16 protein-coding genes are annotated in these 17,967 nt (G+C 44.9%); 13 read left to right on the forward strand and 3 right to left on the reverse strand.

The window, feature by feature from the left end; translation table 11 throughout:
* The first annotated feature begins 35 nt into the window (after positions 1-35).
* The 8 genes from nrdR (at position 36) to BLR15_RS06030 (ending at position 7,431) form a co-directional block, all read left to right on the forward strand.
* The gene (gene nrdR, locus BLR15_RS05995) at positions 36-509 is read left to right on the forward strand and encodes a transcriptional regulator NrdR (protein WP_092985690.1); all 474 of its coding nucleotides are present in this window, start codon (positions 36-38) and stop codon (positions 507-509) included.
* Positions 496-1,848 carry a replication initiation and membrane attachment family protein gene (locus BLR15_RS06000; protein ID WP_092985692.1) on the forward strand — a complete coding sequence of 451 codons (1,353 nt, stop codon included), beginning with the start codon at positions 496-498 and terminating at the stop codon, positions 1,846-1,848. The genes nrdR and BLR15_RS06000 overlap by 14 nt, the downstream gene beginning before the upstream one ends.
* A gap of 4 nt (positions 1,849-1,852) precedes the next feature.
* Positions 1,853-2,779: a primosomal protein DnaI gene (dnaI, locus tag BLR15_RS06005; RefSeq protein WP_092985694.1), complete on the forward strand. Its 927-nt coding sequence runs from the start codon at positions 1,853-1,855 to the stop codon at positions 2,777-2,779.
* A 304-nt stretch (positions 2,780-3,083) separates the two neighbouring features.
* Complete coding sequence (gene thrS, locus BLR15_RS06010) at positions 3,084-5,015, forward strand: threonine--tRNA ligase (protein ID WP_092985696.1); 1,932 nt, start codon at positions 3,084-3,086, stop codon at positions 5,013-5,015.
* A gap of 212 nt (positions 5,016-5,227) precedes the next feature.
* Complete coding sequence (gene infC / locus BLR15_RS06015) at positions 5,228-5,758, forward strand: translation initiation factor IF-3 (protein ID WP_092985743.1); 531 nt, start codon at positions 5,228-5,230, stop codon at positions 5,756-5,758.
* Positions 5,759-5,779: 21 nt separating this feature from the next.
* Positions 5,780-5,980, forward strand: coding sequence for a 50S ribosomal protein L35 (gene rpmI / locus BLR15_RS06020; RefSeq protein WP_092985698.1), 201 nt, complete (start codon positions 5,780-5,782; stop codon positions 5,978-5,980).
* A gap of 26 nt (positions 5,981-6,006) precedes the next feature.
* A complete protein-coding gene (gene rplT / locus BLR15_RS06025) occupies positions 6,007-6,366 on the forward strand; it encodes a 50S ribosomal protein L20 (protein ID WP_092985700.1) in 360 nt (119 codons plus the stop codon).
* Between the two features lie 630 nt (positions 6,367-6,996).
* Positions 6,997-7,431 (forward strand): VOC family protein, encoded by a 435-nt coding sequence (locus BLR15_RS06030; protein WP_092985702.1) that lies wholly within the window; start codon positions 6,997-6,999, stop codon positions 7,429-7,431.
* Between the two features lie 82 nt (positions 7,432-7,513).
* Here the strand turns inward: BLR15_RS06030 and BLR15_RS06035 are convergent, their stop codons facing one another.
* Entirely contained in the window at positions 7,514-8,416 is a 903-nt protein-coding gene (locus BLR15_RS06035; RefSeq protein WP_092985704.1) for a macrolide 2'-phosphotransferase, read from the reverse strand.
* Between the two features lie 182 nt (positions 8,417-8,598).
* Here BLR15_RS06035 and BLR15_RS06040 point away from each other — a divergent pair, with 182 nt between their 5' ends.
* On the forward strand, positions 8,599-9,702 hold the full coding sequence (locus BLR15_RS06040; RefSeq protein WP_092985706.1) for a 5-methyltetrahydropteroyltriglutamate--homocysteine S-methyltransferase: 1,104 nt from the start codon (positions 8,599-8,601) through the stop codon (positions 9,700-9,702).
* Positions 9,703-9,740: 38 nt separating this feature from the next.
* Positions 9,741-11,084, forward strand: coding sequence for an MFS transporter (locus tag BLR15_RS06045; protein ID WP_092985708.1), 1,344 nt, complete (start codon positions 9,741-9,743; stop codon positions 11,082-11,084).
* A gap of 62 nt (positions 11,085-11,146) precedes the next feature.
* On the opposite strand, the gene BLR15_RS06050 is transcribed toward BLR15_RS06045, so the two are convergent.
* Positions 11,147-11,995, reverse strand: coding sequence for an SDR family NAD(P)-dependent oxidoreductase (locus BLR15_RS06050; protein ID WP_092985710.1), 849 nt, complete (start codon positions 11,993-11,995; stop codon positions 11,147-11,149).
* A 149-nt stretch (positions 11,996-12,144) separates the two neighbouring features.
* On the opposite strand from BLR15_RS06050, the gene BLR15_RS06055 reads away from it, so the two are divergent.
* A complete protein-coding gene (locus BLR15_RS06055) occupies positions 12,145-13,383 on the forward strand; it encodes a polysaccharide deacetylase family protein (protein ID WP_281182360.1) in 1,239 nt (412 codons plus the stop codon).
* A gap of 148 nt (positions 13,384-13,531) precedes the next feature.
* On the opposite strand, the gene mqo is transcribed toward BLR15_RS06055, so the two are convergent.
* Complete coding sequence (gene mqo / locus BLR15_RS06060) at positions 13,532-15,010, reverse strand: malate dehydrogenase (quinone) (protein WP_092985714.1); 1,479 nt, start codon at positions 15,008-15,010, stop codon at positions 13,532-13,534.
* A gap of 174 nt (positions 15,011-15,184) precedes the next feature.
* Between mqo and BLR15_RS06065 the strand changes: the two genes are divergently transcribed.
* Both BLR15_RS06065 and BLR15_RS06070 read left to right on the forward strand, forming a co-directional pair.
* The gene (locus BLR15_RS06065; RefSeq protein WP_245696638.1) at positions 15,185-16,744 is read left to right on the forward strand and encodes a flotillin family protein; all 1,560 of its coding nucleotides are present in this window, start codon (positions 15,185-15,187) and stop codon (positions 16,742-16,744) included.
* A gap of 115 nt (positions 16,745-16,859) precedes the next feature.
* The gene (locus BLR15_RS06070) at positions 16,860-17,957 is read left to right on the forward strand and encodes a glycerol dehydrogenase (protein ID WP_092985716.1); all 1,098 of its coding nucleotides are present in this window, start codon (positions 16,860-16,862) and stop codon (positions 17,955-17,957) included.
* Positions 17,958-17,967: the final 10 nt, after the last annotated feature.

A 17,967-nucleotide genomic window follows, 5' to 3' on the forward strand; every position in this document is an offset into this window, starting at 1 on the left:
TAATAGAGGAAATTCTTTAAAAGAGGTGATTGTTTATGAAATGTCCACAATGTCAGCATAGTAACTCCAAAGTGATCGATTCACGCCATACGGATGAAATGTCTGCAATAAGACGCCGCCGTGAGTGTGAAAGTTGTGGGTTTCGCTTCACTACATTCGAACGTGTCGAAGTTACACCTCTGGTCGTTGTTAAAAAAGATGGTACAAGAGAAGTTTTCAATAGAGAAAAAGTGCTTGCAGGGCTCCTCCGTGCTTGTGAAAAAAGGGCAATTCCATATGAGGAGCTCGAGAAGCGCACGGATAAAGTCGAAGCAAATTTAAGAAACCTGAACAAAGCAGAGATTTCTTCAAATGATATCGGAGAGTTTGTCATGAAGGAACTGATTTCTCTCGACCAGGTGGCATATGTACGGTTTGCATCAGTTTACAAGGAATTCAAGGATATAGATCAATTGATGGAAACGTTAAACCAGTTGACAAAGGGCAGTAATAATAATGAACATCAATAACCGCCTGAAACCGAATACTGAATTCATAGTGTACCGCCCGATGACCCTCGGTCATGACAACATGGAAGTGGTCAATGAACTTTATCTTCCGCTGATCGGTGCGGATACGGCCATGACATATATTTACATGTTCGAATCCACCGCACATTACGAGCCGCTGACCATCCGTTTCCATAAGGAGTTCATGGATGCATTGTCCATATCACTTTCCGATCTGATGGAGCGGTTCAAGAAGCTGGAAGCGATCGGTCTGTTGAAAAGCTACGTATCCAACCACACCCACGAAGATCTGTTTGTGTATGAACTGATTCTGCCCCTCGATGCCGAATCCTTTTTAAAAGACCCGATGCTCAGCATGTATCTGTATGGTAAAGTGGGCAGTGCACAGTACAAAATGAAAAAAGACCGGCTGATTTATCCGGAACTGCCTGAAAATATTTCGGAAGTGACGATGAAATTCACTGATGTATTCAATCATCAAAACGTCAGCAGCTATACACTGCCGGCAGAAAATTTCAAAGGCAGGACAGTCTCTGGCGGAGCCAATGTCGATCTGGAGGATTTTGATTTCGATGTGTTATTCACCCATCTGAAAGGGACGATCATCGACCGTAGATTTTTTACGAAAGACATCCGGATGCTCATTGTCAAATTGAGTGTGCTGTTCAATCTGAATGCCTATGATATGAAGAATATACTTTTGAAAGCGACATCGAATTACCACGGCATCGATGAAGCAAAGCTGAAGTATGAAGCGAGGAAGTATTTCCAGGCCGAAAGGAAACAGATCAGTCCCGTGCTCGAGAAGAAAGAGACGAAGGAAGACCACGGCCAGGAACAACAAGAAGACAGAGAATATATCAAGATGCTGCATGAGACGAATCCGATCGACAGGCTGAGAGATTTAAGAAATGGTTCCCCGACAGACATCGATTTGAAGCTGGTGACGGATATCATTGTGAATACGCCGCTCAATCACGGCGTCATCAATATACTGCTTGAGTATGTATTTTTGAAAATGCAGGGCGAACTGCCGTATAATTACACGATGACGGTTGCGAACAACTGGGCTGAAAAAGGATACCAGTCTGCCGAAGAGGCAATTGAATCCATCAAAGAGTACCAGGAGCAGCAGGAAAAACGGAAGAAGAGATATCTTCCTTCAGAACGTCAGGGTGAACAGACGCCGGAATGGATGTCGAAAGGCAGGCGGCATCCCGTGAAGAAAGATGAAGAACCGGTCAAAACCGAAAAGAAACGAACAAATCAATCACAGAAAACTGCGAAAGATGATCCGGAGCTGCAGAAGATGATTGAAGACTTTAGAAAAAACAGGTGATAGTATGGAGCCGATTAACCAATTCATTAAAAACAATAAAAAAATAGAGCGCAACAATGAGCGTATTTATCAGGAATTGCTTCAGAATCCTAAAATAGTGGAACTGATCAATGATGAAGAAACGCCTCTGACCGCTTCAATGATCAAAAACGATCTGATCACCTTGAAGCATTATGCCGATCAGCCGTCCGAGTGCAAAGAGAACAGTGATGGCCAATGTGAAAACCATCCTGACGGCTATATCATCAATATAGATATCAGGAACGACCGGGCAAACATGTACTATACACCGTGTCCGATCAAAGTCAGAAATGACGAATTCATCAAAAGGGAAAATCTGATCCAGTCATATCATGTGCCTGAAGACATTAAAAATGCCACATTCGATACGATATATCTGGATGACTCATCCAACAGAAATGTTCTCTTGAAAAAAGCGATACAGGTAACGGATGCGGTGGCGTCCGATGCAAACTACCGCGGTCTTTATATTCACGGGGAATTCGGTATCGGCAAGTCCTACATTCTCGGATGTATCGCCAATGAACTGAAAGAAAAGGCGGTTTCATCACTGATCGTCTATGTACCTGAAATTCTGCGTGATTTGAAAGCGGGCTTCCGTGACGGTACGACGGATGAAAAGTATAATCTGATCAAAAATGCGCATGTGCTGATTTTGGATGACCTGGGGGCTGAAGACGTTACCCCGTGGGCGAGGGACGAAGTCATCACCGGCATACTGCACCACCGCATGGTGCAGAAACTGCCGACTTTCATCAGTTCCAACTTCTCGATTGATGATCTGGAATACCGTTATGCCAGAACAAAGGAGAATGGCATCGAGGAAACGAAAGCGCGCCGGATGACCGAACGGATCAGGGCATTGTGCGAAGAAGTTCAGATGACCGGCGACAATTACAGGAACGGCTAGCTGTTGCATTAAATTTTTCTATACAGTATAATTAATTTACAAATTTCATTAATTAAATTCCAAGGACGAAACACTTTCGGATTTATTCAAAGAGAGCACATCATCTGCTGAAAGATGTGCATTAAACCGCTGGATGTCACTACCTTCTGATTTGCTGATTAATACTCAGCCGGCATGGTCCGTTATCGCCTTACTTGAGATGATCAGTATTTTTATATCATAAATCAGGGTGGTACCACGGTTATATCCGTCCCTCTATTATTATAGAGGGGCTTTTTTTATTTTACAGGAGAGGATGAGTCAAATGGTTGAAGCAATTGATATTAAATTCCCGGATGGCAACAGTAAAGAGTTCAATTTCGGCATCACAGCAGAAGAGGTTGCATCGTCCATCAGCCCCGGCCTGAAAAAGGCGGCTGTTGCGGCAAAAGTGAACGGTGAGATGTATGACTTGAGACGCCCGATTGAAGAAAGTGCGGACATTGAATTATTCACGAATAAAAATGAAGAGGGGCTTGAGGTGCTCAGACACTCGACTGCCCACCTGATGGCCCAGGCGCTGAAAAGACTTTACGGTGATGTGAAGTTCGGTGTCGGTCCCGTCATCGAAGAAGGGTTTTATTACGACTTTGATATGGACGAAAGCATTTCTGAAGAAGACCTTCCTAAAATTGAAAAGGAAATGCAGCGGATTGTGGATGAGAACGTGGAGATTGAAAGACGCGTGCTTTCCCGCGATGAAGCAAAAGAACTGTTTCAGGACGACCCGTATAAACAGGAGCTGATTGAAGCGATCCCGGAAGACGAGAATGTCTCCATATACTCACAGGGTGAATTTACGGACCTGTGCCGCGGCGTGCATGTCCCGTCGACTTCCAAAATAAAGTCATTCAAGCTTTTATCGACTGCCGGTGCATATTGGCGCGGGGACTCTGATAATAAGATGCTGCAGCGGATATACGGTACCGCCTTCTTCAACAAGAAAGACCTCGATGCTTATCTGCAGCTGCTAAAAGAGCGTAAGGAACGTGACCACCGCCGAATAGGTAAAGAGATGAAGCTGTTTGAAAACAATCAGCTGATCGGTGCGGGGCTGCCGATGTGGCTGCCTAACGGTGCAACGATACGTCGTGAAATCGAGCGCTATATTGTTGATAAGGAAGTCGCACTCGGCTATGACCACGTGTATACGCCGATTATGGCGAACAGTGACCTGTACAAAACAAGCGGGCACTGGGACCATTATCAGGATGATATGTTCCCGCCGATGACCGTGGGTAACGAGGATCTGGTGCTCCGTCCGATGAACTGTCCGCACCACATGATGATCTATAAAAATGAAAAGCATTCATACAGGGAACTGCCGATCCGTATCGCCGAACTCGGCATGATGCACCGCTACGAGGCAAGCGGCGCAGTGAGCGGTCTTCAGCGGGTGCGCGGCATGGTATTGAACGATGCGCACGTATTCGTCCGCCCGGATCAGATCAAAGAAGAGCTGATCCGTGTCGTTGAACTGATTCAGGAAGTATACAAGGACTTCAATCTGAACGACTATTCATTCCGCCTGAGCTACCGTGATCCAGAAGACAAGGAAAAATATTTCGATGACGATGAAATGTGGCAGAGAGCGGAAAAGATGCTGAAAGAAGCCGTGGACGACATGGGACTTGAATATGTCGAAGCAGAAGGTGAAGCGGCATTCTACGGACCGAAGCTCGATGTACAGGTGAAGACGGCACTCGGCAAGGAAGAGACACTGTCGACAGTGCAGCTGGACTTTTTATTACCGGAACGTTTTGATCTGACTTATATCGGAAAAGACGGCGAAGAACACCGTCCGGTCGTCATCCACCGCGGAGTGGTGTCGACGATGGAACGTTTTGTCGCCTTCCTGACGGAAGAATATAAAGGTGTCTTCCCGCTGTGGCTTGCACCGCAGCAGGTTGAAATCATCCCGGTCAACCTTGACCTTCACTATGATTACGCAAGAAGCGTCCGTGATGAGATGAAATCACAGGGCATCCGTGTCAACATTGATGACCGCAACGAAAAGATGGGCTATAAAATACGTGATGCACAGATGCGTAAAGTCCCTTACCAGGTCGTCATAGGTGACAGGGAAATCGCTGAAAATGAAGTGAACGTGCGCAAGTACGGTGAAGAAGCACAGAACACATTTGACAGGGAAGAGTTCCTGTGGTCACTGATCGATGAAATCAGACTGAAAAAATAATTTGACAAAATGACAGTCAACCTGTATAGTATTAAGAGTTGATAAGAACGGACAAGAAGAAGCTCCCGCTTCTCACCCGCAAGCGCAGTAATGTTGTGACCGGGTTTCAGAAATACAGGACATATCAGCAGGTATGTCCGGCGTATTTATGGAGACAGGCGGGTGCATAATATATGCAGCCGCCTTTTTTGTTCGTCTTAAATATCATGGAGGTGTCAAAGATAGCAAAAGACCAAACAATCATCAATGATCGTATTCGCGCTAAAGAGGTTCGATTAATTGCACAAGACGGTGAACAAGTCGGCGTCAAACCGACTAAAGAAGCTATGGAAATGGCAGAACGTGTTGAGTTGGATTTAGTATTGGTTGCACCAAAGGCTAAACCGCCTGTTGCCCGTATTATGGACTACGGCAAGTACAAGTACGAACAGCAGAAAAAAGAAAAAGAAGCACGTAAAAAGCAGAAAGTCATCAATCTGAAAGAGATCAGATTGTCACCGACGATTGAAGAGCACGATTTCAATACTAAATTGAAAAATGCGAAGAAATTCATCTCTAAAGAAGATAAAGTGAAAGTTTCCATCCGCTTCCGTGGCCGTGCAATCACTCACAAAGATATCGGTCGTAAAGTATTGGAACGTTTTGCTGAAGAGCTTAAAGATGTAGCGACAATAGAACAGAGGCCCAAAATGGAAGGTCGTTCGATGTTCCTGATTGTTGCACCAATTCAAGAAAACAAATAACTAATCCCGGAGGTCAATAAAATGCCTAAAATGAAAACACACAAAGGTTATGCTAAACGTGTAAAGAAAACTGGTACAGGTAAATTCAAGCGTGGCAGAGCATTTACAAGCCACCTTTTTGCGAACAAATCAACGAAACAGAAGCGTCATTTAAGAAAAGCGACATTGGTTGCGAAATCAGATTCTAAAAGACTTAAACACTTACTGGCAAAATCTAAATAATTACATTTTTCAAGGAGGAATAAACGATGGCACGTGTTAAAAACGGTCTAACGTCACGTAAAAGACGTAAAAAAGTATTAAAACTAGCAAAAGGGTACGTTGGATCAAAGAGTACTCTATACAGAACGGCGAAACAGCAAGTAGTCAAATCAGGTCAGTATGCATACCGTGACCGCAAAAATACAAAACGTGAGTTCAGAAAACTATGGATTACACGTATCAACGCAGCAGCACGTCAAAACGACATCAGCTACAGCCGTCTGATGAACGGTCTTAAAGTGGCAGGCATCGATGTAAACAGAAAAATGCTTTCAGAAATTGCAATCGCTGACGAAGCGGCATTTGCTGAACTGGCAACTAAAGCAAAAGACGCTTTAGCAAAATAATTAATATAATATATAGATATTGAATCCCCACTGAACAGATGCAGCGGGGATTTTCTTATGCGGATTTTGAGGTTGAGGTCCGGGTGGCGGTCTGTCAGTGACCTGTTCGATTTGGGAGTGTTATTTCATGTGGTCAAATCGAAATTGAAGCCCGGAATCGATTTGGGAGAATGATGATGGAAGGTGTGAACACCAGCTATCCGCAGCTCTGATCGCTTTTTGTGCCCGATTCCGATTACAAGTGCATGATTCACCTGTTCTGATCGTTTTATTATGAATTTTCCGAGCATAAGACATGTCACTGACAGATATACTCGTTTTCTCAGACCTCAATCCGAGTACATTACAAATTTAATCTGATATGCTCGAATTTCACATACTGATTCCGAGCATATCGAAACTTTCAACAGACATAATCGTTTTCCAGGTCGAAACTCCGAGCATATCGCCATTTCATCCTGATATGCTCGCCGCCTACCTCTTATGTCCGCAATCAACTCTCCCGCAGATTCGGGATGGATGCTCCGGCCCCGGCTCAAAGCTCTTTTCCTCAACTATTCATGCATTTAAAAGACCAGTAAAATTGATTCAATAATGTTATAATCAAAATAAAGAGAGGAGGGCGCAAAGATGAAACAAACAGAGATTGATTTTATAGTCACGGACAGCCTTAAAGCTTTGGAACTGTATGAAAAGATTTTTGAAACCGAGCGTATCGAAGTGACGAATTTCGCGCAGGGCATGAATGAAGTGATTTTCTCAATATATGATGTCAGGTTCCATATGCTGGATGCGAATCCGGAATACGGTCTGAACGCGCCTGACCCTGATCACCCGAACACCATCTGGTTCAACATCACTGTTTCCGATATAGAAAGTACGTATCAAAAAGCGTTGGATGCCGGCTGTACGGCAGTGCAGGATGTAACAGAAATACCCGATTTCGGTGTGTCGAATGCCATGTTCACGGATCCGTTCGGCTATATGTGGATGCTGCACGAGGTTCATAAAGAAGTGAGTTTTGATGAGCGCATAAAAATGTGGGAAGGTAAGATGGGAGAATAAGCCTGGCAACACAAAGTATCCAACCAATAAAAGAACGGCAGATCACATAAATGTGTCTGCCGTTTTTTATTGCATATCCATATCACTCTTCCAGCAACATCTTTTCAGCCATCTCCCGGTATTCATCAAGCCCCGAGGTTTCGGCAAATTCTGCAATGGTGACCGCCTGTGTGGCGAGCAGTGAGATGATGTGTGTTTTCATGCCGGGCCAAGTGTATCCGCCGGCGTCACTGTAAATTTCAATCAATTCATCCAGTTTGTCTTCACCGAAAAGTAAATGGAATGCGGTGAAGTCGTTGGCGGGATCGGACACTTTTGCTTCAGTCCAGTCGATGATGCCTGCCACATTGTTACCGGCATCAATCAATGTATGTCCAGGAAATAAATCCCCGTGCATCACCGCCGTCTCTTCCGGCCAGATCGTGTCATCCTCTATCCAGCGCATCCATCTGTTCCACAAATTGTCGTTTACATCATAGTTATCATTTACCTTATCCATGCGTTTCTTCATCAAATCCCGTATTTCCGCTCCGGAATGGATCGGCATGTCGGTTTTACGTGCTGCCTCTACAGGTATGTCATGTAGTGCAGCGAGCGCACGGCCAAAGCTTCTGATGTAATTTTTCGGCACATCATCTTTGTTGAACAGCCATTTTTCTTCGCCGGTCTCCGCAATCGCTGTCACCGCAGGTTCATTTTCCAATTTTTTATAGGCGATCAGATCTTCCTCGAATATTTCCCAATGGGGTACATGGAAAACTTCCTGGGCGCTTCCGACGAGATCAAGCACTTTCTTCTCCTGTGCAATTTTTTGGAATGCATCCTGTCGTCTCGGCAGCCGAAGCACCCAGTCCTGTTTTGAAATATCCGCCGCAAATGCCACTTGGAAATCAAGGTCCATATCTTCGAACTTCACAGACTCCTTTTTCAATTCAAGTCCATGTTCACCGGCTGTATCCAATACCTTTTGAACTCTTTCATCCATAACTATCGTCCTTAATCGAACTGAAGATTTTATTTCATTTTAAATATATCCTATTACCCATTTCAATAAAAGTGATTCCTATGATATAACTTACAGCTATAACGAGATATGAACAAATACTGTTATTCTATATCATATAAACGTGGTAGTATTTATCTAATACAAAAATTGGAGTGGTAGTCATGACAACATTAAATACTAAAAGAATATATCGTGCAGATCAGGTGGGCAGTCTGCTGAGACCTGAAAGAATCAAAGAAGCACGGAGACGGGTTGAATTGGGTGAAATCACAAAAGAAGATTTAAGGCAAATAGAAAATGAAGAAATAACAAGAGTCGTCGAAAGACAGAAGGAAGCAGGACTTGAAGCTGTGACCGACGGTGAATTCCGCAGAGCATGGTGGCATTTTGACTTTCTTGAAAATTTAACAGGTGTTGAAGGATACTGGTCCGGCGACGGCATCCAGTTCAAGAACCAGCAGACTAAGTCACGGGCGATCAAAGTGACGGGCAGGCTTGGCTTTGATGACCACCCGTTTATCGAAGATTTTAAGTTCCTTCAGAAGCAGGCCGGAGATCACACGGCGAAAGTGACGATTCCAAGCCCGAGCATGCTGCATTTCCGAGGTGAAATCGACCCTGCAGCCTACCCGGATGAAGCTGTTTTCTTCAAAGATCTTGCAGATGCATATAAGAAGGGCATCCAGAAATTTTACGAAGCAGGGTGCAGATACCTTCAGCTGGATGATACTGCGTGGGCTTATCTCTGTTCGGATGAACAGAAAGAGCAGCTGAAGGAAAAAGGACTGGATCCGGATCATCTTGTAGAGAAATATTTGGAGACGATCAACGAAGCAGTCGCAGATCGTCCGGACGACCTTAAAATCACAATGCACATCTGCCGCGGCAACTTCCGTTCGACATGGATTTCTTCAGGTGGATATGAACCGGTGGCAGCTGAAATCTTCGGTGAACTCGACATTGACGGCTTCTTCCTGGAATATGACACGGAACGTGCCGGAGGATTCGAACCGCTGCGTCATGTAAAAAGAGATGACTTGACAATCGTCCTCGGTCTCATCACTTCCAAACACGGCGAGCTGGAAGATAAAGAAGAAGTGAAAAAGCGTATAGAAGAAGCGGGTAAGTATGTACCGCTTGACCAGCTTGCTCTCAGCCCGCAATGCGGTTTCGCGTCGACAGAAGAGGGCAACCTGCTGACAGAAGAAGAACAGTGGAAGAAAATCGAACATGTTGTCAGCATCGCGCGTGAAGTCTGGTCATAATCGTAACAATAAAATTCTAATTCCAGGAGGGGTCATGTATGCAGAAAGTACAGGTGGAAGAGGCGATCGACAAAAGCCGCTTCAATAAGTTTCATCTGATTGTGTTTCTATGGTGTTTCTTTGCCATCGCTTTTGACGGATTTGATATCGCACTATACGGAATAGGGCTGCCTCATATGATGGAGGACTTTGGTCTGTCATCGGCAGCGGGAGGTGCCATCGGAAGCTATGCCCTTGCCGGCATGATGCTTGGTACTTTTGTACTCGGCTCTTTCTCGGATGTTATCGGCAGAAAACGTATACTGATCATCTGCCTCATACTGATCAGCGTATTCAATGCACTGGCGGGACTCGCTACAAGTGCGACGATGTTTCTGATATTCCGCTTCATCGGTTCCATCGGTATGGGCGGCCTGATGCCGGTGGTCATTTCATTTATGAGCGAATATTCACCGAAGAAGAACAGGGCAATGACGGTTGCAATGATGTATTGCGGGTATTCGATCGGCGCCATCATCGCATCTGTCACTGCTATGTATTTTATTGAGAGCCTGGGTTGGAGGTTTATGTACTTACTGAGTGCATTGCCGCTACTGACACTGCCGTTTTTAATCAGGCAGTTTCCGGAATCCATTTCCTATCACCTGCCCAGGGGTCATAAGGAAAAAGTGGCTGAAATTTTGAACCGGGCAAACCCTGAAGGCAATTATAATCGGACGGATGAGTTCATATACACAGCTGCGAAAAAAGATTCGAAGGGACTGCCGGTCGGTAAATTGTTCACAGACAATCGTGCGGTTACGACAATTGCATTCTGGGTGATGGTCTTCAGCTGCCTGATGATGATCTACGGACTGAATACATGGCTGCCGACAATGATGCAGGAATCCGGGTTCAATGTCGCTTCAAGCATGTCATTCATCATGATTCTCGCTGTCGGCCAGATCATCGGTTCCCTTACCGGCGGTTACATGGTGGACCGCATCGGTCATAAAAATGTGCTGCTCTCGATGTATCTGATGGGTGCAATCTGCTTTGTCGCACTTTCCGTCACTCAGCAGCCGGCTCTGATCTATGTACTGATTGCAATCGGCGGTGCGTGTACAGGCGGCACACAGAATCTTGTCAATCCGTATATCAGTGCATTTTATCCGACTGATATCAGAGGGACGGGGCTCAGTATGGCAGTCGGCATCGGAAGGCTGGGTTCAATCACAGCGCCGATACTGATCGGACTGGTACTGATGACGAATCTCGAACCGCAGACAGCATTCATGGCGTTTGCGATACCGAGTCTCTTAGGCGGCACAGCGCTTCTGTTCGTCCGTGAAAGAACTGGTAAAACGGTGCAGACAGGTATACCTGCAGCGAATGAAACATAAAATAAAAACCGGTACAAATTAAAGGAGCAAATCTATTCGACGTAGATTTGCTCCTATTTATATCAGCTGTCCATGAAACTGTTGAGGCCCAGTTCTTTCATCGTATTTCTGATGAGCTGTTTTCTGGCATAGTAACTCTGCCCGTGCGGCTTCAAAGAGACATCCTCGCCTGAATGCATGTAACGTCCTGCATACTTTTCTTTGTCACGGACGGCGAGTATTGTTGATTCCGCACCTTCTTCAGATGTCTTGAAGAATGGGGTGAGCATGCCGTAGACCAGTCTGCCGAATTTTTCATTTTCCGGCGTTTTGCCGAGATTTGTTGAAACGGCGCCGGGGTGGACTGCTGTAACATATAATCCACCTTCTCTGAACTGTTCATCAAGTTCCTGCATGAAATAGAGTGTGGCAAGTTTGGAACGCCCGTAGAGATTCATCGCATTGCCTTTCCCGGTAAAATAATTTTGACCGAGTGTCGTGAATGCATAGGCATTGGATGAAACGATGACGATCTGTTTTGTCTCACTGTTCATTATCAGACTGAAAAGATGGTGGGTAAGGAGGTAATGTCCGATATAGTTCGTACCCATCATCATTTCAAAGTCGTCATCAGTCGTCTTCCTGGACAGGGAAACGACACCTGCGTTATTGATCAGACAGTCGATTTTTTCATATTTTGCCTGAATGGTCCTCACAGAGGTACGTATACTTGTGAGACTGGAAAGGTCACATTCAATAATATCTATATCAATATCATCATGAGTCATCATCAGCTCTTCTTTAAACTTTTCACCTTTTTCAACGTTTCTAACGAGCAGTATGATTTCATCAAAGTCGTCTGCCAGCCGTTTTGCTGTCGCTCTGCCAATACCGGAAGTCGCGCCTGTGATCGCAAGTGTTCTATGTGTCATCAAAATCTCCTCACATTTTAATATGCCATCAATTATAACATTTCAGCAACTGTCATCAATCTTTACCCAATACTGCCTCTCTGTCATGAATATTGAATAGCATACCCTGATTCCGGGTATTTAAAAGTATGATAACCGCATAGAAAATAATATGGAGGTGCACGGATGAAGACACATTTCCGCCTGATTGTCCTTGGCGGCGGTGCAGGCGGCATTTCTACCGCTTACTGGATGAACATCAGATGACGGCAACATTTTTCGCCTCACCTGAGCAGCTGGAAATGTACCCGGAAGGGACGAAAGAAATACTGGACCGTGGGCATATGATCGAAAATAACGCGATGTACGGAATGGACGTGGATGCCCTTCAGCATGAAGATATTTATCAGAGGGTGGAAACGACTAATGAAATGGTTGAAACGGCAACAGGAGATAGTGCAGAATTTGCATTCGTTAAAAATAATGATAATAAAGATCTGAACGCCATCGTTGCCCAGCTGGACATGACAGGCATCGTCACACCTGTTTCAGAATTGAAACCATCAGATGATGAAGATAAGATGCTTAAAAATATAAAAAGAGCCGTCGCCAGGGGCGGCATATTATCGATGGATCCAGACGATGCCTCGCTGATACCTTATTTGAAAGAAGCGGCTGATGAAGTTGATTTTGAATTCATCCCGCTCGAAAATTTAATAGCAGCAGACGAGACGAGAAAAGATTTTTCAGAGATTAAAGGGGCAGATGCGATACAGCCGAACGAAGATATGACTGATGTCGTGCCGCACCTCCATTACCAGCAGCCGACAACTGAAAAGGAAGTGGCGCTGACATTCGATGACTGGGCGAGTGAAACGATAGTGCAGGAAGTACTGGACATTCTTGACGAATATGAAATCCAATCGACATTTTATCTGAAGTCGGAAAAAATAGAAGAGAACCCGAATCTTGCGAGACTTTTAATAGAGCGGGGTCATGAAGTGGCGAACCATACGCACTCTCATCCGGATACGACTACACTGACCCCGGAAGAGCTGCAGGAAGATGTGTATCAGGCACACCAGATCATTACAGAAGCCATCCAGGAACAGCCGACGCTTTACTTCCGTCCGCCTTTCGGAAGAATTGAAGACCAGGCATCACATGCAATTACAGCAATGGGCTATGAAGCGATCGGTATGTATGACATTTCCTCCTATGACTGGAATGATGAGTATACGGAGGCGGATGTCATCAACCGGGTCATGACGATTATTCAGCCCGGGAGTGTGATTGTCATGCATATTCTGGATGATATCCATACCCCTTCGGTTCTGGACGACGTCATTGAATCTATACAGGCGGAAGGCTATGAATTTGTTCTTACATCAGATTGGCTGGATGAATAGATGTGATATCGAGAGACGTATCATGTGACTATCAAAACAGTTTGACCAAAATAAAAATCCCCTTGCAAATATTTGTTGTTTGCAGGGGGATTAAATTATATACATATAATATATACGCTTGGATCTGTAAATGTAAGTCAGGTACTGATTACAGTTCCAATTTCCGATTGCTGGATTCTTTTATCTCTTCCAGCAGGGCACTGTCGTCAATGAGAGACTGTCCGTATGAAGGGATCATCTCTTTTAATTTATCTTCCCACCTGTCTATATATTCGGGGAAATTATTTTCCAATACTTCGACAGCGACGGAGACCGACACGGAAGCACCGGGTGATTCCCCGAGCAGGGCAATGACTGTATTGTCTTCGGAATGGACGATTTCTGTACCGAACTGGATGAATCCCCGGCCGTGTTCTTCGGTATCTTTGATGACCTGTACACGTTTTCCGGCGAGCTCAAGATCCCAATCTTCATCTTTCGCATCAGGGACGAACTTACGCAGCTCTTCCATACGGTCTGATTTATCCATCATGACCTGCTGGATGGAATATTGGATCAGTGACAGGTTTTTGATGCCTGCAGAAGCAAGCGTCAAAATGTTATCCTTGTTCACTGATTTGAACAGGTCCGTATTTGAACCGTATTTGAGGAATTTCGGTCCGATTGCTGCGAACGGTCCAAAGAGCAGACTGTCTTTTCCTTTAATGTAGCGTCTGTCCAGGTGAGGGACCGTCATCGGCGGTGTGCCTTCGGGTTCTTTACCGTAAACTTTTACATCGTGACGGCTGACGACATCCGGGTTGTTACATACAAGGAACGCACCGGTAATCGGGAATCCGCCAAGGTTTTTGCTCTCGGGAATTTTAGTTTTTTGAAGCATCGGAATCGCATTTCCGCCCGCACCGACAATGATATAGTCAGTGACGTGGAACTCCCTTGCACCCGTTTCCAGGTTGTGCACTTCAACTTCCCATTTTGAGTTGTCAAGTTTTCTGAAAGCGGCAACTTCATGGTTATAATGGATTTTCGCAGACTCATGTTCATTGATATTATGCGCAAGTTTACGCGTCAATTCCCCGAAACTTACATCGGTTCCGCCATCGATCTTACTTGCCGCAATCGTTTCGTCGGCATCTCTGCCTTCCATCATCAGCGGAATCCACTTTTTGATGGTTTCCGGATCTTCAGAGTATTCCATACCTTCGAACATTTTGAATGTTGACATCGCTTCAAACCGTTTTTTCAGGAAGTTTACATTTTTTTCTCCCTGTACAAAACTGAGATGCGGCAGGGGTCTTATGAATTCGTCCGGATTTTGAATCTGTCCCGACTCGACGAGATAGCCCCAGAACTGTTTGGAAACTTCAAACTGCTCAAAGATGACTTTTGCCATGTCTATATTGATGGAGCCGTCCGGCTGTTCCACTGTATAGTTGAGTTCACACAGCGCAGCATGTCCGGTACCGGCGTTATTTTTCTCGTTGGAGCTTTCAATCGCGGGCTGGTCCAGTCTTTCAAATATTTTAATATTCCAGTCCGGTTCAATATTTTTTATCAATGAAGCAAATGTCGTACTTAAAATACCTGCTCCGATCAGGAGCACACTTTTTGAATTGTTGTTATTCATACTCATACCTTCTTTCCAAAAGATTTTACTTTGTTAATATCATACCAATATTCTCGTCTGATTCAAAAAGTTTTTTCATGAAATATACGCCGAATGCCTATAATTCATTGACTCACGAAGTGATTTATGGAAATCTTAAAGGAGATTTCAATATAATAGAAGAGGGGTCTACATATGTTTGAAATTACAGGTACTTTACTTGTAATAATCGCGATCGTTGCGGTGCTCATCATTGGCGCGATCGGCTGGTATCTGTTCATGAAAGCAAGATACCGTACTGTGCCTTCCAACGAAGCGCTGATTGTTACAGGTCCGAATCTCGGTGACGAGACGAAAGAGACGAACATCTATAAGGATGATCAGGGACGTTACATGAAAGTCATCCGCGGCGGCGGTCACAGACTGAAATTGTTCCAGACGGGAACAAGAGTTTCACTTAAATCCTTCCAGCTGCAGATTTCAACGCCGAAAGTATACACACTTGAAGGTGTCGGCATTTACGGCCAGGCCGTGGCGACGGTTAAAGTGGCGGATGATCTAGATGGTATCGTCAAGTACGCAGAACAGTTCCTCGGTAAGGACCAGGATGATATCGAGCATGAAATTTCCGAAGTGCTGAACTCTAACCTTCGTGCAATCCTGTCCAAGATGACGGTCGAGCAGATTAATAAAGACCGTGAAAGCTTTAACGAGCAGGTCCGTGAAATTGCGCAGGACCAGCTGAACAGAATGGGCTTCAAGATCACTTCACTCGGACTTTCAGACTTGAAAGACGATGAGAACTATCTTGAAAACCTGGGACGTCCGCAAATTGCGAGAGTCAAAAAAGCGGCTGAGATTGCAGAGTCTGAAAACAGACGTGAAACTGAAATCCAGCAGGCAAAAGACAACGAAGACATTTCCAACGAGCAATATAAGAGAGAAATGAATATTGCGGACAGCCGTAAGGAAAAAGATCTGAAAGATGCAAAAATCCTTGCGGAAACAGAGAAAGAGAATGCTGCTGCAAGAGCTGCGGGACAGCTCGAAGAAGAAGAACGCCGTCTTGAAGTTGAAAGACAGCGTCTCGAAATCGTCGAACAGGAGAAGCAGAATGAATTGAAGCTTCGCCAGATGGAACGTGAAAATGACGTGGCACTCGAGAAGCAGCAGGTCGAAGTCAGAAGACAACAGGCTGAAGCCGACTACTATGCACAGACGAAAGAAGCGGAAGCTAGAGCAGAATCCCGTATGGCTGAAGGTAAGGCTGAAGCTGAAGTCATCAGAGAGAAGAGTCTTGCAGAAGCTGAAGCGATTGAACGCCGTGCGAAAGCGATGGCTGAGCACAAAGATGTCATCATCCTGGAACAGCTGATTGAAATCATGCCTGAATTTGCTAGAGCAGTCAGCGATTCACTGAACAATGTTGAATCCATCCGTATCCTCGACGGCGGAAAAGGCGAGCAATTGAGCTCATTGCCGAATACTGTGACGGGCACGATGGCAAAACTTCAGGAAAGCATGGGCCAGATGACAGGTTTTGACCTCGAAGGATTCCTGAACAATCTATCCGCTACGACAGAAGCGAATTACACTGAAGTCGACTCGGATGACGGCGGTGAAGGCAGCAAAGAAGACACAGAACTAACAGAAACACCGGAACCGGAAATTGAAAAAACAGAAACGACAGATGAAACAGAAATCAAAGATCCGCCGGATGAACCATCCAGCGATGATTATTATAAGGACTACTAAAAGGATGACTCTTCGGAGTCATCTTTTTTACGTCTTTATACCCGGTGTATGTTTAAAGCTTCTGATTAAGGGATAGATATTGTATAGACTATTTATAATATGGAGGTTTTTTAGAATGGCGAAATTTGTATTCCAATCACCGGGAAAATATATACAGGGCGCAGGCGTTCTGAATGAACTGGGTGAAGAGACTAAAAAGCTTGCTAAAAACCCTTTAGTCATATCAGACAAAATGGTCTGGTCAATTACTGAAGAAAAAATCACTGAAAGCTTTAAAAATGCAGATATAGATTTTGTATATGAAGAATTCAACGGCGAAGCTTCAGAAAATGAAATTAACAGATTGACGGAAAGCGGTCAGAAAAATGACTCGGATATCGTTATCGGCGTCGGCGGCGGTAAGACGCTGGATACGGTCAAAGCCATCGCTGATAACCTTGGCACACCGGTCATCATCGTACCGACGACGGCATCAACCGATGCACCGTCAAGTTCCTTGTCGGTCATCTATTCCGACGAAGGTGAGTTTACGGGGTATAGATTTTACGATAAGAATCCAAACCTCATCATCATAGACTCGGAAGTTGTCGTCAATGCACCGGTCAAACTGTTCACTTCAGGGATCAGTGATGCGATGGCAACACTTGTCGAAGCAAAAGCCGTATTGAAGAGCAATGGAGAAAACATGGTCGGCGGCCAGCCGACATTAGCTTCTGTCGCCATTGCAGAGAAATGTGAAGAGATACTGTTCAAACACGGACACGCTGCTCATAAGGCTGCAGCGAAAGGTATCGTGACACCACAGGTGGAAGCGGTCATTGAAGCGAATACGCTTCTTTCAGGACTCGGTTTCGAAAATGGCGGACTCGCAGCAGCTCACGCCATTCATAATGGATTCACAACTCTGTCAGGTGATATCCACCATCTGTCTCACGGTGAAAAAGTCACTTACGGCACACTGGTCCAGCTCTTGCTTGAAAACAGTTCGGATGAGACATTAAAACGTTATATCGATTTCTATAAGAGCATCGGCATGCCGACAACACTTAAGGAAATGCACCTTGAAGACACAAGCTTTGAGGATCTTGTCAAAGTCGGGGAGCTGGCAACAGATCCGAATGACACATTCGGCAATCTGAGCAGCAAGATTACACCTGAAGAGATTGCGAATGCGATTCTCGCAGTCAGCGAATTCAGTGAAGATAAAGAATAATATCAAATGA

The organism is Lacicoccus qingdaonensis (assembly GCF_900101075.1).
Taxonomy (GTDB): Bacteria; Bacillota; Bacilli; order Staphylococcales; family Salinicoccaceae; genus Lacicoccus; species Lacicoccus qingdaonensis.

What these genes read in the sequence shown, in the direction of transcription:
- nrdR (WP_092985690.1), top strand. Translation starts at nt 36, where the DNA reads ATGAAATGTCCACAATGTCAGCATAGTAACTCCAAAGTGATCGATTCA.
- BLR15_RS06000 (WP_092985692.1), top strand. Translation starts at nt 496, where the DNA reads ATGAACATCAATAACCGCCTGAAACCGAATACTGAATTCATAGTGTAC.
- dnaI (WP_092985694.1), top strand. Translation starts at nt 1,853, where the DNA reads ATGGAGCCGATTAACCAATTCATTAAAAACAATAAAAAAATAGAGCGC.
- thrS (WP_092985696.1), top strand. Translation starts at nt 3,084, where the DNA reads ATGGTTGAAGCAATTGATATTAAATTCCCGGATGGCAACAGTAAAGAG.
- rpmI (WP_092985698.1), top strand. Translation starts at nt 5,780, where the DNA reads ATGCCTAAAATGAAAACACACAAAGGTTATGCTAAACGTGTAAAGAAA.
- rplT (WP_092985700.1), top strand. Translation starts at nt 6,007, where the DNA reads ATGGCACGTGTTAAAAACGGTCTAACGTCACGTAAAAGACGTAAAAAA.
- BLR15_RS06030 (WP_092985702.1), top strand. Translation starts at nt 6,997, where the DNA reads ATGAAACAAACAGAGATTGATTTTATAGTCACGGACAGCCTTAAAGCT.
- BLR15_RS06035 (WP_092985704.1), bottom strand. Translation starts at nt 8,416, where the DNA reads ATGGATGAAAGAGTTCAAAAGGTATTGGATACAGCCGGTGAACATGGA.
- BLR15_RS06040 (WP_092985706.1), top strand. Translation starts at nt 8,599, where the DNA reads ATGACAACATTAAATACTAAAAGAATATATCGTGCAGATCAGGTGGGC.
- BLR15_RS06045 (WP_092985708.1), top strand. Translation starts at nt 9,741, where the DNA reads ATGCAGAAAGTACAGGTGGAAGAGGCGATCGACAAAAGCCGCTTCAAT.
- BLR15_RS06050 (WP_092985710.1), bottom strand. Translation starts at nt 11,995, where the DNA reads ATGACACATAGAACACTTGCGATCACAGGCGCGACTTCCGGTATTGGC.
- mqo (WP_092985714.1), bottom strand. Translation starts at nt 15,010, where the DNA reads ATGAATAACAACAATTCAAAAAGTGTGCTCCTGATCGGAGCAGGTATT.
- BLR15_RS06065 (WP_245696638.1), top strand. Translation starts at nt 15,185, where the DNA reads ATGTTTGAAATTACAGGTACTTTACTTGTAATAATCGCGATCGTTGCG.
- BLR15_RS06070 (WP_092985716.1), top strand. Translation starts at nt 16,860, where the DNA reads ATGGCGAAATTTGTATTCCAATCACCGGGAAAATATATACAGGGCGCA.